Annotated in this window: 13 protein-coding genes and 5 pseudogenes; 11 read left to right on the top strand and 7 right to left on the bottom strand. The window is 68.3% G+C overall.

Annotated elements, in window-relative coordinates; translation table 11 throughout:
* Positions 1-18 precede the first annotated feature (18 nt).
* Positions 19-405 carry a hypothetical protein gene (locus V4Y03_RS30765; protein ID WP_332437320.1) on the top strand — a complete coding sequence of 129 codons (387 nt, stop codon included), beginning with the start codon at positions 19-21 and terminating at the stop codon, positions 403-405.
* Between the two features lie 78 nt (positions 406-483).
* On the opposite strand, the pseudogene V4Y03_RS30760 reads toward V4Y03_RS30765, so the two are convergent.
* From V4Y03_RS30760 to V4Y03_RS33975, 3 genes and pseudogenes are all read right to left on the bottom strand, one after another.
* A pseudogene (locus tag V4Y03_RS30760) lies at positions 484-1700 on the bottom strand (dihydrofolate reductase family protein).
* A gap of 52 nt (positions 1701-1752) precedes the next feature.
* Positions 1753-2739 carry a DNA-binding protein gene (locus tag V4Y03_RS30755; protein ID WP_332437319.1) on the bottom strand — a complete coding sequence of 329 codons (987 nt, stop codon included), beginning with the start codon at positions 2737-2739 and terminating at the stop codon, positions 1753-1755.
* Positions 2740-2982: 243 nt separating this feature from the next.
* Positions 2983-3291 (bottom strand): annotated as a pseudogene (locus V4Y03_RS33975) (helix-turn-helix domain-containing protein); the annotation flags it as partial.
* Positions 3292-3394: 103 nt separating this feature from the next.
* Here V4Y03_RS33975 and V4Y03_RS33970 point away from each other — a divergent pair.
* The 6 genes and pseudogenes from V4Y03_RS33970 to V4Y03_RS30730 form a co-directional block, all read left to right on the top strand.
* Positions 3395-3763 (top strand): annotated as a pseudogene (locus V4Y03_RS33970) (DUF6415 family natural product biosynthesis protein); the annotation flags it as partial.
* Between the two features lie 397 nt (positions 3764-4160).
* On the top strand, positions 4161-5369 hold the full coding sequence (locus V4Y03_RS30750; protein WP_332437318.1) for a cupin domain-containing protein: 1209 nt from the start codon (positions 4161-4163) through the stop codon (positions 5367-5369).
* Complete coding sequence (locus V4Y03_RS30745) at positions 5366-6271, top strand: aldo/keto reductase (protein ID WP_332437317.1); 906 nt, start codon at positions 5366-5368, stop codon at positions 6269-6271. Before V4Y03_RS30750 ends, V4Y03_RS30745 begins: the two co-directional genes overlap by 4 nt.
* Positions 6272-6290: 19 nt before the next feature.
* Positions 6291-7100 (top strand): phosphotransferase family protein, encoded by an 810-nt coding sequence (locus V4Y03_RS30740; protein ID WP_332437316.1) that lies wholly within the window; start codon positions 6291-6293, stop codon positions 7098-7100.
* A 101-nt stretch (positions 7101-7201) separates the two neighbouring features.
* Positions 7202-7618, top strand: a pseudogene (locus tag V4Y03_RS30735) (NUDIX domain-containing protein); the annotation flags it as partial.
* A 558-nt stretch (positions 7619-8176) separates the two neighbouring features.
* The gene (locus V4Y03_RS30730; protein WP_332437315.1) at positions 8177-8470 is read left to right on the top strand and encodes a hypothetical protein; all 294 of its coding nucleotides are present in this window, start codon (positions 8177-8179) and stop codon (positions 8468-8470) included.
* A 115-nt stretch (positions 8471-8585) separates the two neighbouring features.
* Here the strand turns inward: V4Y03_RS30730 and V4Y03_RS30725 are convergent.
* Positions 8586-9403, bottom strand: a protein-coding gene (locus tag V4Y03_RS30725; RefSeq protein WP_443079898.1) for an IS5 family transposase whose coding sequence is annotated in 2 segments (ribosomal slippage) — positions 8586-9053 and positions 9056-9403 — 816 coding nt in all. Because the reading frame shifts where the segments join, the coding sequence is not laid out codon by codon here.
* Between the two features lie 237 nt (positions 9404-9640).
* Between V4Y03_RS30725 and V4Y03_RS30720 the strand changes: the two genes are divergently transcribed.
* The gene (locus tag V4Y03_RS30720) at positions 9641-10381 is read left to right on the top strand and encodes a hypothetical protein (protein ID WP_332437313.1); all 741 of its coding nucleotides are present in this window, start codon (positions 9641-9643) and stop codon (positions 10379-10381) included.
* Positions 10382-10998: 617 nt separating this feature from the next.
* On the opposite strand, the gene V4Y03_RS30715 is transcribed toward V4Y03_RS30720, so the two are convergent.
* Positions 10999-11217, bottom strand: coding sequence for a hypothetical protein (locus V4Y03_RS30715; protein WP_332437312.1), 219 nt, complete (start codon positions 11215-11217; stop codon positions 10999-11001).
* Positions 11218-11328: 111 nt separating this feature from the next.
* Positions 11329-11478 (bottom strand): annotated as a pseudogene (locus tag V4Y03_RS30710) (ATP-binding protein); the annotation flags it as partial.
* Between the two features lie 145 nt (positions 11479-11623).
* Here V4Y03_RS30710 and V4Y03_RS30705 point away from each other — a divergent pair.
* The 3 genes from V4Y03_RS30705 to V4Y03_RS30695 all read left to right on the top strand — a co-directional run bounded on the left by V4Y03_RS30705 (position 11624) and on the right by V4Y03_RS30695 (position 14634).
* The gene (locus tag V4Y03_RS30705) at positions 11624-12688 is read left to right on the top strand and encodes a tyrosine-type recombinase/integrase (protein ID WP_332437311.1); all 1065 of its coding nucleotides are present in this window, start codon (positions 11624-11626) and stop codon (positions 12686-12688) included.
* Entirely contained in the window at positions 12685-12999 is a 315-nt protein-coding gene (locus V4Y03_RS30700; protein ID WP_332437310.1) for a helix-turn-helix domain-containing protein, read from the top strand. The genes V4Y03_RS30705 and V4Y03_RS30700 overlap by 4 nt, the downstream gene beginning before the upstream one ends.
* Before the next feature lie 426 nt (positions 13000-13425).
* The gene (locus V4Y03_RS30695) at positions 13426-14634 is read left to right on the top strand and encodes a tyrosine-type recombinase/integrase (protein WP_332437309.1); all 1209 of its coding nucleotides are present in this window, start codon (positions 13426-13428) and stop codon (positions 14632-14634) included.
* A 13-nt stretch (positions 14635-14647) separates the two neighbouring features.
* On the opposite strand, the gene V4Y03_RS30690 is transcribed toward V4Y03_RS30695, so the two are convergent.
* Positions 14648-15031 (bottom strand): barstar family protein, encoded by a 384-nt coding sequence (locus V4Y03_RS30690; RefSeq protein WP_332437308.1) that lies wholly within the window; start codon positions 15029-15031, stop codon positions 14648-14650.
* Positions 15032-15117 lie beyond the last annotated feature (86 nt).

Below are 15117 nucleotides of genomic sequence, written 5' to 3'. Positions count from 1 at the left end.
AGCAACCTGTCCGGATGGATGGCGCAAAACATCCGCGGTCCGATGAACGAAACAGGTCACACGCTTGCGCATCCCACGGGACCTGCGCAGCAAACCGTGAACGTCGTCGCACATGCGACTGGCCCCCCAGAAGGTGACCTGCTCATCGACGCCGGACCTGACCACTACGAGTGGAAGGACGAGGACGAATACGCGCACGTGCGGCGGCTCGGCATCATCACCGACACCGAGCACCAAGCCGTCGATACCGCCCGTGAACAGGTCCTCGGGATGCTGGCCTCGCGCACCGGCATCTTCGCAGACGCCGACCGGTGGGCGGCCTGGCGGTGGAACCCGGCCTGGCCCACGCCCCACCTGCCGGGCCCTACCGAAGCGTCAGCAGGGTTCTCATCGAGGTGCGGCTGAACCGATGCCTGTTAACAGACACCACAAGATCTTTTTGATCCGCCGGCCCTGCCCCCCGCTACCGCCTCCCCAGGCCGTCTACAGCAGGTGCCGGTTCGGTTCCTTCGCCGCGTCGGCGTACTCGGGCAATTCGACGACGGTGACGCCGGAGTGCTGGAGGAGTTCGGTGCCGTCGGCGCCGGGGACGAAGGTATCGGGCTCGCGCCAGGCGGTGACGACACGACGGATCCCGGCATCCTTGATGAGCTCGGCACACGGCTTGGGCCGCGAGGCGCGTTTCGCGCAGGGCTCCAGCGAGCTGTAGACGGTGGCGCCGGCCAGACGCGGCTCGCCCGCAGGAAGCTTGGCGAGGGCGCCTTCCTCGGCATGGTCGTTGGGGTCGTTCTCACGTGAGTATCCGCAGGCGAGCTCGGTTCCGTCAGCGGCGACGATGACCGCTCCGACACTGAAGGCCGTGTTGGACGGCGGGCAGTGGGTGGCGAGTTCGCAGGCGAGCGCGAGCCAGCCCCGGTCCGCAGGGGTGGCTTCGTGCCCGGCACCGGGCCGACCGTGGCCGGTGGGGCCGGGGGCCGGGTCGGGTGTGGGGATGGGTGTCATCGGGGCTCCGTGCTGATGTCCTTGGGGGCGTACCTGAGGAGTACCACGTCGCCGATCTGCCGTGTCTCCAGGAGCCGCAGACGTGCGGAGGGTCCGCCCATGTAGTGGGCGGGGCCGAGCATGCGCACGGCGTCGCTCTGCCCGACCAGGAGCGGGGCGATGACGAGCTGCAGCTCATCTGCGAGATGATCCTTGAGGAGCTGGGTGTGGATGGTCCCGCCGCCCTCGACCATCAGCCGCCGCACGCCGTACACCTCGCCGAGGACGTCAAGGGCGACCGGCCAGGTGGCATCCTGCGGAACGCCCTGAATGGTGGCGAGGCCGCCAAGAGCCTTGCCGGCTTTCTCCGCTGCCTGGCTGCCGACGGCCAGCACGAGCTTCTCGCCGCCGTGGTGCCAGAACTTCCACTCCGGGTCGAGGTCACCGGTGCCCGTGATCGTGACCTTCAGCGGGTACTCGGGAAGGCCGGCGGTGAGACGGTCGGCGCGCCTCTGAGGCGAGTTCACCAGAAGCCGGGGATTGTCGGCGCGCAGTGTTCCGGCGCCGATGAGGATCGCGTCGACGGACGCGCGCACGGAATCGACGCGGTCGAAGTCCGCCGGGTTGGAGAGCATCAGCCGGTCCTCGCCCGGCCGGGTGTCGAGGTAGCCATCAAGAGAGACGGCGGCGGACAGCAGGACGTAAGGGCGGGGTGACACGGGGCGGCTCCAGTACGGCGCGGGGTGGGAAAGCGGTGCGAGTGGATGGGTGTCAGGCGGGGTGGAGGACGATCCGGTCCAGCGCGTCCCGGAACTCGGCGACGCCCTGCTCGCCGGCGGTGGTGGACAGGGCGTGGTCGAGGAGGTCGAGCTGGCCGATGATGCGGGCCGATCCGGTCTCCGCGGCGACCCCCACGGCCTGCAGGCCGATCCGGGCGGCGAGCGGGATGTTGCCGGTTCCTGCATGGGCCCGGGCCGCGCGGGCGAGATAGACGCCGCGGTCGCGCCGGTAGGCGCCGGGCAGTTCGGCGATCGCCGTGTCGAATCCCCGCGCGGCCTGCTCGAAGCATCCGAGGGCGGCCAGCGAGCGGGCACGGGCGGTGTGGACGTAAGCCTCGTCCAGCCACGAGCCCCACACCCCGTCCACCTCCGCGCTCCCCAGGAGCGCGAGCGCGGAGTCGTAAGCCCCGAGAGCCCGTGCCCCGTCACCGAGAACGGCGTGCGCATGCGCCTGGTGCATGACGGCGATGACCTCGACCCGACTGCCAGGGCGGGCGGTACGCCGGGCGGCGGCCGCCAGCCCAAGGGCATCCGAGGGGTGCCCGGTGTCGACGGCGAGCTGAGCCTTGCGGCCCAGGATGTACGCGGTCAGGGCGCTGTCGCCGGTGATGTGGGAAGCATCCAGCGCTCGGGCGGTGTGGCCGTGAGCGGAGCGTTCGTCACCGATGTCCTGGGCCAGCCACCCGGCGAGTTCTTCAAAGCGGGTCTCGAGCGACAACAACCGCACCGCATCCGTACCCCCGGCGGTGCGGCGGCGCGCAATGAGCTGGGCCAGGTGCTGCTGGACCGCGGGCAGGACGTGCCGGGCACCGATCAGGTTGTCCGTCTGGATCAGCACACGCCGCAGCTGCGCATAGTGCTCGACAGGCGATCCCATGTCACCCGGGAGCGTACCGGCGAACGCCGTCGTGGCGGGCAGCGCGGTCGAGGCGAGGCCGGCGAGCCCGGAAGCCAGGACGACGCGGCGGGGCACAGGCACGAACAGGATCCTTCCCTTGATACGGCAGGGCACGACGACCGTGTCCGTGTCGCCATGATCGGAGCCTGCCTGCCCGGACAAGCCTGCGACCAGATCATCGAGGGACGTGGCCCCATCCGCTGCGCGACTGGCCCCATGACCCCGAACCCCAGCTCTGGACATCCCGAGCCCCAAGTCCTCTGGCACGCTGACAGCGGGGGAGTGGGAGGCTTGCCGCTGCGCCCATTCCCAGAGCCGGACCAGTGCCCTGCAGGCATCCAGGGCCCGGTCGACGGCGACCGCGACCTCACGGGGGACGGGCCCCTCGGCGCGCTCCAGGCGCGCGAGGTGCGACCGGTCGATCAGAGCGCGTGCGGCCAGCTCCTGCTGGGAGAGCCCGCGGGCGATGCGGGTCTGCCGTAACTCGTGTCCCCACCGGTGCCACGGGCCGGCCCCGGGCGTCAGCTGCTTCGGCCGCTGCCCCTTCCCTGAGCCACCTGCCCCGATGCTCTGCTCCCGGCGTCTTCGCCATGACCGCGATGGGGCCAGCGGGGCCAGCACACCGGGCCCCATGCCGCGCATGGCCACCACGCCTGCCCACGGCTTCGATGGGTGATGCGAGCCGTCACACCGTATCCGAACACCCACTACAGCTAACCGACTTGGAGGCGCCGACGTGACCGAACCGGCCACCCCCTCCACCCGTCCCGCCCGCGCCGGGCGGGGCGGATCGGACAGGAGCCCGCATGCCGGCATCGTCCACGACCCCCAGACACTTCTCGACGGCTCCGTGCCGCTCGACCGGGACGTGCACGAACGGCTCGTCGACGCCGTCCTGACCTGGCGACGCAACACCACCATCCTGCCGCCCGCTGACCTCGACCAGATCACCCTCCAGCTCACCGGCTACGGCCGTCTCCTGATCCGGGAGACCAAGGCCGCGTGCGGGCACCTGCCGCAGACCGACCCGGCCGTACCCCTTGCATACGCGTCCTGCGCCGAGGCCGTACGCCGATTCGACACGGCACACCGCCCCCGTGCCCCCCCTCACCGCCGCGCAATCGACGGCCCGCCTCGTGCGCGCCCTGCACAGGGCACTCGACCGCGCTCTCGCCGCCCGGCCCGACTCTGTACCGGCGAAGACATAGCCCCCGGGGGGAACGGGGGAACGGCGCCTGGGCCCCAGACCCGCCAGGCAGGGGCGAGGCCCATCCACACACTCCCGCACACCGATCCCCTTACAAGGCGGTGTGCCTGCCCGCGGTCGGGAAGTCCGCACGACCCACGAAGGAGGCCGATCGAGATGAAGAGCTCGAACACCCCGCAGCCCCGCGAGAACGGGCAGCCGGGCGGTCTGGTCCGTGCGCGCCGCGCGATCGCCGCGGCCCGCAGCCGGGGCGTGATCCCGTCGGACGGCGGCGGCACCGGCCGCACACCGCGTGATGACCGTCCCGTTCATCGCGGAACGTCTGGGCCAGGGCTTCCTGGCCCAGACGTATACCCGCGACTACCTGCACCTGCACGGCGCCGTCACGGACCCAGGCGCCCTGTTCTCCTACGACACACTCAGCGACCTCATCGCCGCCCACTGCCTGGAGCCCCCGCGACTGCGACTGTCCGCCGATGGCGAGACCCTCCCGGCACACCGCTACGCCGTACCGGTCACGAGCCGCCGGGCCACCGTGTGGCAGCGGATCTACCCGGCGGAGCTCCACGAGCGGCTCGCCGAGGGCGCCTCCCTCGTCCTCGACGCGGTCGATGAACTCCACGAGCCGGTCGGCGACCTTGCCGCCGCCCTGGAGAAACACCTGCGCACTCATGTCCAGGTCAACGCCTACGCCTCCTGGACGCCGACTGAGGGCTTCGGCACCCACTGGGACGACCACGACACCCTCATTATCCAGATCGCCGGCGCGAAGCGGTGGCGCCTGTTCGGGCCGACCCGCGAGCGCCCGATGTACCGGGATGTCACCACCCCCGAACCCCCGCCCGAACGGCCACTCGCCGATCTCACCCTGCGCGCGGGAGACGTGCTATATGTACCGCGCGGCTGGTGGCATGCGGTCACCGCCGACCAGGGCGAGGCATCCCTACACCTGACGTGCGGCCTCGCCCCGCACACCGGCGCCGACCTCATCACCTGGGCAGCTGACCGGCTCCGTGCGAGCACGACGGCCCGCACCGACCTTCCTCTCCACGCCAGTGCCGAAGACCAGGCCGACTACCTCACCGACCTGCGCACGGAACTCGACACCCTTTTCGCCACCCCCGGCCTCCTCGACGCTTACACGGCCGCCCGGGACGCCGAAGACCTCGGACGGCTCCGCCCCTCGCTTCCGCGGCTTCCGCACATCCACTATGTGCCCGCCGAACCCGGTCTGCTCGTACGCCTCACCACCGCCCGCGCCCGCACCACTTGCGTCATGGCCGACGGCGAGAGCCTGGTCCGGCTCACCGCGGCTGGCAACGAGATCGACCTCGACCCGGCCGCCCACCCGCTCCTCGACATGCTCCTCGCCGCCATGCCGGCATGGACGCCGCTCGGAGACCTTGCCGCCGCGAGCCGGCTCCCGGTCGGCGACGTCGCGCTCGTCGTCCAGGAACTCCTCACCGCGCAGGCGGCCACGGTCCGCCCGGGGGAGCGCCGATGACCGCGACCCTCGCACTGGGCACCTACCGCGTCCCCGCCAACCGGATGAACCAGGCCGCCGAACACGCCGCCAATGCCCCCATGCCGTGGGTCGACACCGCCCCCAACTACTGCGACGGCACCGCCCACCAGCTCCTCGCCCCGGCGCTGGCCGCGCACCCGCGGCTGCGGGTTGCGACCAAGACCGGCTACCTCACCCCCAAGGAGATCCGAGCGGCCGCCGCCGACGGCATCCCCATACCTGCCGACGCCCGGCACAGCCTTGATCCCGCCGTGGTGGACTGGCAGGTGGAACGGGCCCGCGCGGAACTTGGCCGGGCCCGGCTCGACACCATGTTCGTCCACAACTCCGAGCACCTCCCCGACGACCAGCTCGCGGCCGGACTACGGGACGCCTTCGCCATCCTGGAGGAGAAGGTGGCCTGCGGACGGATCGCCTCCTACGGCGTCGCCGTCTGGAACGGATTCACCGACGGCCGCTTCACCGTCGCCACCCTGAACCGCCTCGCCCAGATTGCGGCCGGCAGCCACGACCACCACCTGACGACGATCCAGCTCCCCGTCTCGCTCATCGAGGCCACCGCCCTCGCACAAGCACTCCTGGGGCGCGGACCGATTGCCCACGCCGTCGACCACGGCTGGCACGTGCACGCCTCCGCACCCCTGCACGGCGGCGAGCTCGCCCGACTCGACGGCGGCGCCGAACTCGCCGGACTCATCCGCCCCGGGACCACGATCGCCGAAGCAGCGCTTGCCGCAGTCGCCTCCTGCCCCGGCATCGAACGCGTCCTTGTGTCCACTGCCGATCCGCGACACTGGGACCGCGCCCTCACGGCGCTCGCTCACGACCCCGTACCGGCCACCACCCTGCGGAGCGTTCTTCGTGTACTCGCCACCGCCTGACCCCACCGACGAGAAGCGCATGACCGCCGCCCACGCCCGGGCCGCGGCCGCCCTCGGCACCACCGTCTCTGGCCCACCCGCCTGGGGCCATCAGGGGCGCACTCTCGGCCGCCGCGCCGACCACCCCCTTTACGGCGCCTGCTGGCTCCGTCTCCAGGCCGCCCCCGACGGGAAGGAAGGCGGTCGAACCTGGACCGGACAGGAACAGGCAGCGCTCCTGTTCCCCACCGTCCGAAAGCCCACCCTGCACTCGATTCACGACGCCACCGCCGACGCACACGCCTACCGCGCCGAGCTCACCACCTTCGTCGACGAACCCGTCCTCTCCCCGAACGGCCCCGTCCTCCACCACGAACTCGACCTGCCCGACATCTGGTTCAAGAAGATCCGTGAAGACCTCGGTGCTGTCGCCGCAACAGCGACCGACCGGGTCAGCGTCCGCCAGCAATGGATCGACCGCGCTGTCCCTCAGTTCACCCGACGCTCCGCGCCCCAGATCACCGACTGGACCTGTGCCCATGGCGACCTCCACACCGCCAACCTCACGGCCGGCGCCACGATCCTCGACTGGGAAGGCTTCGGCCTCGCGCCCCGAGGCTGGGACGCCGCGCTCCTGTACTCCTACGCACTCCTCACACCGGCCACCGCCGCCCGCATCCGAGAGGCATTCGCTGGCATTCTCGATACTCACACCGGCCGCACCGCGCTCCTCGTTGTTGCCGCCGATCTCCTCCAGGCTGCCTCGCGTGGTGACCACCCCGACCTCACCGCCCCGCTGCACCGTCTTGTCGACGAGATCACCAGCAGGTTCGCCTTCCCCTCAGAGTGACAGGGCTCAGAAGCCGTGGTCGTCACGGGGAAGGTGCGCGAGGGGCATGCGCCAGCTGGAGATGGCCTCGTCGAGCGAGAGTACGGCCTAGTGAGGTTTCAGTCGTCGCTGCCTCCGCCGTCGTCACCGACGACCACGGGCGCATCCTCCTCCAGCGCCGCCGCGACAACGACCTGTGGGCCCTGCCCGGAGGCGGCATGGACCTCACCGACTCCCTGCCAGGCACGGCCGTGCGCGAGGTCAAAGAGGAGACCGGCCTCGACGTGGAGATCACTGGCCTGGTCGGCACCTACACCGACCCGAAACACATCATTGCCTATGCCGACGGCGAGGTCCGGCGACAGTTCAACGTCTGCTTCACCGCCCGTATCACCGGCGGTCGGCTGGAGATTTCCGACGAGTCCAGTGAGCTCCGGTTCGTGCCGCCGGAAGAGATCGAGCAGTTGCCGATGCACCACACCCAACGACTCAGGCTCCAGCACTTCCTGGAACAGCGCGAGAAACCGTACCTGGGCTGAACCGCCTGACGGCAGTAGCGACGGCAACAACCCCGCACAACCACAGACGCCCACGCACTTCACCGGACCAGCAAACCGCACTTGACCTGCGAAAAAGCAGGTAGAGGGGTCCGCGCAGCACACGTACTATGTGCTGGCAGGGGCCACACCGGTACTCGTTCACAATGCAAACTGTATTGATGCGATGCTCGATGATGCCTCTGAGGCGTACGTGCGGGGTAAGCACATGCCCGGAGGGCGTCAGGTCACTTCTGACAAGAGCGTCTTCAATTCGGACGTGGACCTGGACGACCTGGTGGATAACGCAAATCGATGCAAGTGTCATGGCCCGAATGCGAACGGGAACTTTGAGCGCGACGCCAATGCGGGTACTGTGATCGGCCGCCTATCGGACGATGCCGGTGGGCTGCCCACGACGTGGTATCGAGTCGTCCAAGACAAGTACGGCGGCGTGATCACAATGCACCCTATTCCGAAGCCGGCAGTGCCTAGGTGATTGTTCGTGGGGTCGGCTCGGTCTTTTGCGAGTCGACCCCACGAAATAGAGTGGGAGTTTTAATGGGCCTTGCGGTCTACATCGAAGATCAGAATCATCAGCGGGTGCATGCAGGTAGGGAGGCGGGGGCTTACCTTGAAGCGATCTTGCCGCACGTTGATGCCGATACCCTTCTGGCGGGAGTTCATCTTCATGGTGACACAATGTTCAACTCTCCTCAGTTGATGCGGGTAATTGGTGAAATTGACCTCTTGATTGAGCGAAATTTCGTCGCAAAGAGCGATGCGGCGGAATTTAAGTCAATTCTAGACGGGTTGGTCAGGCGCAGAGGATATTTGTGGATCTCCGGTGATTAACTTGACTTGATTCCTGCAAGCTATCCCGTTCGCCAGTGCCGCGCTCGCAAAGGATGAGTGGCCAAATGTGTGGCAGGGGTAACTTCCCCTGTCGGCAGAGAATTAAGAGGATGTCTCACGTGGTGAGTTTCGCGAGTCTCTTGTAGCAGGTCAGAGCTGCGGCGAGGCCGAGGAAGGCAAGGAAGTGGCTGCCTTTTCGCTCGTACCGGACCGTGAGGCGGCGGTAGCCGAAGAGCCAGGAGATCGACCGCTCGATCTTCCAGCGGTGCTGGCCGAGCCGCTCGCCTGACTCGATACCGGGACGGGCGATCCGTGCGATGAGGTTCCGGCCGCGGAGCCAGCGGAGGTGCTCCGCGGAGTAGTACGCCTTGTCCGCGCGGACCTTCGTCGGCTTCCTCCGGCGTGGTCCGCGCCGGGAGCGGACGGCGGGGATACCGAGGATCAACGGCTTGAACGCCTGGCTGTCGTGCAGGTTCGCACCGGACACCGCGACGGCCAGCGGCAGCCCCTGGGCCTCGGACAGCACGTGCAATTTGCTGCCCTTCTTACCGCGATCGACCGGATTCGGCCCCGTCAGCGAGCCCCCCTTTTCGCCCGCACCGACGCGGCATCGACGATCGCGGACGTCCAGTCCAGCTCACCCCTGGAACCAAGCTCGTCCAGCACCGCCCGGTGCAGCCTGCGCCACAGCCCGGCCTCGGTCCACGCAGTGAACCGACGGTGCGCAGTAGCCGGCGAAACACCGAACGACTCCGGCAGATACCGCCACGCACACCCGCTCGTCAGCACGTACACCACGGCCGTGAACACCGCCCGCTCGTCCACCGGAACAGTGCCACCGCCCTGCGGACGCGACGTGAACCTCGGCAACAACGGAGCTGTCAGCTCCCACAGTTCGTCCGGAACCAGCCGACGCGACAGATCAACCCTCACAGTGCAGCATCATGCCGCACCACCGAAGCACCACGTGAGACATCCTCTAAAGGTGATTAGCTCCGAACTGTCGGAGCGTCGCGCCATTCTCGCGCTGGCTCGGTGTGAGCCTCGTTGCCCGATGCCACGCCTTCTTCGCTGGGTGACAGAAGCAAACTGAAGCCCCGCCAGGTGCGTCCTGGCGGGGCTTCTGCGTGGGGTGACGGCAGTAGTTGACGGCAACGTCAGCGGACGAGGGTGGCGCTGGATGGCGGTTCATCGCCGTCGCAGCGCGCCGTCTTGGTGTCCTCCGGGCTGCCGAGTGCGGTGCTGCTGTGGGGTTCCTCGGTGTGCCCCAGGGAAGTCCTCCGTCATCTCCAGCAGGCCGAGAACGCGACGAAGCTCCAGGCCGGCCGGGAGAAGCGCGCCGCCCTGGTGGAACGGCAGGAGGCGCAGATCGAGCGTCTGCGGGAGGAACTCGATCGGCTGGGGGATGCCGCGCAGGACCGGGACCTGGTCGTCGGCCGTATCAGCGGCCGGTACAGCGAGCTGCTGCGGCAGTGGCGCTACCCGAAACTCAGCCAGCCGATGATCGACACGAACCTCGTTCCGCACGTGCGCGGCGACTCCTACCGCGAGGCATCGTCCGGTGCCCGGACGCTCCTTACTCTGGCCTGGCAGCTGGCCGTCTTCGAGGTGGCCGTCGAAACGTCGGCCGCCCACCCCGGATTCCTCATGATTGACAGCCCGCAGAAGAACCTCGGCCACGGCGGCACCCGGGACGCGGTGATCGCAGACGCAATTGCCATCGACGACTTCTACCGCCACCTAACCGGCTGGCTGGCTGAACGGGGGACCGGTGCCCAGGTGATCATCGTCGACAACAGCCCGCCCACGCTCGTGGAAGACAACGTCGTGGTGCGGTACAGCCGCAACGAGGACCAGCCTCCCTACGGGCTGATCGACGACGAGACGACGACCGACGAAGCCAGCCCCTAACCCTCCGACGAAAGCTGACGGTCACTGCCACGGCGCCAGCAGCCCCGACTCACGCGTCTTCCGCATCAGCCACTGGGGCGCGGGGCCGGCCGATACGGCCGTGGTGACACTCGCGGCGGCCCTGGCCGCCTACGGGCAGGGGCCGTACGCCAGGGTCCTCGCCTCCGGGGATGTCTCCGCCGACCTGACCCTGGCAGCAGCTCTCCAGGTGACCACCGCCCTGAGTACTCCGCCGGTGCGCGTCGCCTCGGCGTCGCCGCCGCGACGCCGAGGGCTCAGGCATGGGCGGAAGGGCCTCGCCCCTCACAGAGGGCTGGGCCGTGCGGGTATCAAGCGGTGAGGTCGGTCAGTAGGTCTCTCAGAGCGTGCACGTCGGCGCACCTGCCTGCCAGGTACTCGACCTGAGCAGCGAGGCCCCGGTTGTTCACCGCGCTGGCTTCGTTCATCTCTAGGGACAGCGATTGTCGACGCGTTCGGGAGTCAGTTGGTGATCAACAGAGTCGTGGATGTCGACGAGAAGTGACGGCACTGCCTGGGCGGCTGGCCGTCGAGGCATGTTTCTGAGCATGTAGCTGCGTGGCTCGACCGGTGCTACTGAGATCAGCGCGGCTGAGCGGTCACGGGGATGGCCTCTTCGATCCGAGGATGATGCCGATCAGTCCGCCGACGACTGCGCCGAGCCACGGACCGAGATAGGCGAGAGAGGCGACATCGGCGTTCCAAGCGTGGACGATCATGATGATCAGACCGAGCAGAACCGACTGCGCGATCAGATAGACCAAGATCTTTCGTCGTGCGGTCCAGCCTCGCATGTGCTCTACGAGTTTCTGCCTCATCGAGCCCCCCTGACCGTCGGAACGACGTGGACGATCGTAGAGCTCGCAGAACACATGCGACGCGTTCCTGCCCTGATCCGCCGGACCTGCAGGCGATCATTCGGCCGTATGTCAGCTGGCCTTGACTGGTTCCTCGGCTCGGGCTCGGGTGCTGGCGAGACGGTAGGAGTCAGTGCCGGTCTCGATGATGGTGCCGTTGAAGGTGAGGCGGTCGACGATGGCAGCGCAGAGGCGGGGGTCGGTGAAGGTCTTGGTCCAGCCATCTGGGGCTGGCACTTGTTCCCTCACACGGGTTGCCGCTGCCACCTGGCCGTATCCCTCTCCTGCGGTCCTCGTTGGTTCTCGCGGTGGCTGCCGTGTTTTCAAGGTGCTGCCTTGACCATTCAGGTGCGAGGAAGGTGTGCCGGTGAGCGAGGTGAGACTGCAGGTCATCGCGGGCGGGGCCGTCCCGCAGGAGATGCCGACGAGGGATCCGTGGCAGTTCCAGTCGCTATGCGTCGAGGCGTTCGTGGCCTCGTGGCGGGCCCGCGGGTTCAGCCCGGTGACGATCGACAACGACACTGGGCTGCTGGAGCGGACGTTGACGGCGCTGGGCCGGCCCGCGTGGGAGGTAACCCCTGAGGACATCGACCGAGTGGTCGGTGACCTTGCGGTCCAGGGCCGCAAGACCTCTACCCGGCGCGAGTACGTGCAGATCTTCAAGGGTTTCCACCGTTTCCTCCAGGCCCGCAAGTCCGTCGAGATCGAAGCCGCTTTCGGCGTCCGCCTGGTCTGCCCGGTCGACGAGTTCAATGCCTCACGGCATGTCGGGGACGATTCGCCAGCCCTGCTGCCGCCTCCGACCCCGGAACGGGTGAGCGAGTTCTTCGACTTCATGAAGCAGCGGATCGCCACCGCGAGGAAGTACGGACCCGCAGCCCGGGACTACGCGATGTTCCGGACGCTGTATCACGCTGGGCTCCGCTCGGAGGAGGCATCGCTGCTGGAGCGACCGGACCTGCACTTCACCCGCGGCTCGTTCGGCAAACTCCACGTCCGCTTCGGCAAAGGCGCCCACACCTCCGGCCCGCGACCGCGATGGGTGCCCATGCTCGACAACCTCGACCTGGTACTGCGGTGGTTCCTGGAAGACGTACGGCCCAAATTCCCCGACTCACCCGTCCTCTTCGCCGACGAGTCCGGCGGCAGCCTCCATCGCGGAACCATCCGCAACCGGCTCCGCTATCTGATGGAACTCGAAGGCCGCCCGGTGACCGAGCGGTTCAGCCCGCATGCCCTCAGGCGGGCCTGCGCGACCCACAACTACGAACGCGGCGTTGACCTCGTCGCGATCCAGCAGATGCTCGGTCACTGGACGGTCAGCTCAACCATGCGATATGTCCGGCCCTCCGCAACGTTCATCGAGGACGCCTATCAAAGGGCGGTTGCCAGCACCCTGGCCGAGCTGACCGGGAAGGACTCCAGCGCATGAAGATCCAATGGAGGCTGCGGATGGCCGCCGCCCAGCGCGAGGTCTGGACCGGCACCGAATTGCGACGACTGCTGGCTGAGAAGGCCGGCCTGGAACTGTCCTCGGCGTCGGTGTCCGCGCTGTTCACCAAGGAGCCCTCGCAGGTGAAGATGACCACCCTGGTCGCGTTGTGCACCGCGCTCGAGTGCACGCCCAACGACCTGATTGAGGTGGATACCACCCCCGTTGAGAGGCCGATCGCCCCGCCCCGACCCGTCGCAGAGCTCCCGCAAGCCGCCTCGGCCCGGGGCCGGTCGATGCCGCCCCTGTGACCCGCGACCGAAATGGGCAAGAAACAACGCGACTGCGTCACCTGCGGAGCCCCCGTCGGATATCTCGATCGGCAGCACTGCTGCCGCTGCTGGCGGCGTCTGAAGGAAGACACCGCCAAAGCCACGTGCCCGTCCTGCCGCCGCGATCGCGTCCTGCAGCAGGACACAGGCCGGTGCGTGATCTGCTCGCGCGTCTGCGAAGAGTGCGGCCACCCGGTCCGATCACCGCAGAACCGGCTGTGCCGGGACTGCCGGCGAAAGGCCGACCTGCTGGCAGCCCAGCAGCCCTGCCCCCGCTGCGGCAAGCCTGGCTATCTGCGCGAGGAAACCGGCTGGTGCGGGCCCTGTTCCCACCCGGGATCGCCGAAACACCCGCCACGGACCTGCCGCGAGTGCGGGCAGCTGCGACGCCATTCCGGACTGGGCATGTGCTCGGCCTGCTGGCAAAATCACCCCGGCCGCCCCTTCATCAGAGGCGAACACCTCCACGACCGGCTCGCCGACCCGCCCCCGTGGCTCACGGACTTCGTCGCCCAGGTTGCGGCCCGCCACTGCGTCGCCAGAGCCTGCGGCTTCATCTCCGACCTGGGCCGGTTACTGGAGGACGAGCACTCCAACTCGCCCCAGGCACTGCTCGAGCGATCCCGCAGGCCCGGACGGTCAATGGGCTCCTTCGCCCGCGCGCTCGAGGACTTCTTCACCCTCCGCGGGCTCGCCCTGCCCACCGACCAGGCCGAACGACTCGCCGTGAACCGACGGCGCCGCCGCGTCGACGCGGTCCCAGAGCCGCTGAGGCAAGCCATCGCGGACTTCGACGCCTCTCGCATGCGGGCCCAGGGCCGAGCCCGTCGGGCCGGAACCCGGCCCCGCACCAATCACACCCTGGAAACGGCCCTGACCATCATGCGTGACCTGGCCCTCTTCCTCATGACTCACTGCGGCAAGGACGACTGGGCCCTGGTGGACGTCCACGACACCGAAGCGTTCCTGGCCACCTTGCCCAAGGCCCGCAAGCGACGGCTGACCGTGCTGCGGCAGTTCTTCCGCTTCGCCCGCTCCCAGCACATCGTGCTCGTCGACCCGACCCGGAACCTGACCGTGAAGGAATCGAACGGCTTCCGCGGCAGGACCCTCACCCTTGACCAGCAGCGCGAACTCTTCCGCCGCTGGACGACCGACGAGCACGTCCACCCCCACGAGGCACTGGTGGGCATGCTTGCCCTGCTGCACGGAGCCTCCAGCTCGGAGGTCCGCATGCTGCAGATCACCAACGTGGATCTGATCGCCCAGACGGTGCGACTCGGCAAGCGACCCCACCCTGTTCCATTGGACCCTGCCTCCTGGACGGTGCTGCAACGGTGCCTGGCCCACCGCGAGGCCTGGCGGACCGACAACCCGCACGTCCTGGTCACCAAAGGAACAAAGGCCGGGCGAAGCCCGGCCTCAACTGCCTATCTCTCCCACGTCCTCGACGACTGCGGATTCCCGCCCCGGACGATCCGCAGCACCCGTCTCGTCGACCTGGTGAACACTCTGGACCCCAAGCTCGTCGCAGCCGCGTTCGGCATGGACCCGCAGGCCACGCTGATCTATCTCGCCGACCACGTCGACGAGGGGCGACTGCCAGCCCGGTGACCGAGTAGCCGAGCTAGCGAAGACGCAGCCCGCCCGGGAGCTCTTCTTCGGTGATCTCGACCAGCCAATCAAAAACGGTCGGGCCACGTCCGGCACGGGCCTCTGCAAGCCTGACGCCCATGCTGGCCTTGTGCGTCGGATGACATCGCCCGAGCATCAGCTCAAGCTGACGCGCAGTCTCGGGGTGTCCGAGATTCTGACGGGAGACTTCGTGATCACGCCACTCGATCAGATAGTCGCCGTCATCCGGCGTTCCGAAGCCACCGCGGAGGCAGTCAGCGAAGGCATCGAGGTTCCGGCCGAAGTAACCCCCGCAGCCGACGCTCTCGCCAACGACACGCCAGAAATCCTCCAGCGTCCTGACCTGGGTGCCATCCAACACATATATGACCGTCACAGCCCGCAGGATACGTCCGGACCGGCGGCTTGCCCTTCCATTTTGAACCTGTGCTGTTCAGCCGCTGCCTGGCACAGGTTCGCCGG

It is taken from the genome of Streptomyces sp. P9-A4, assembly GCF_036634195.1.
GTDB lineage: Bacteria > Actinomycetota > Actinomycetes > Streptomycetales > Streptomycetaceae > Streptomyces.
This window is presented reverse-complemented; position numbering and strand designations above follow the sequence as displayed.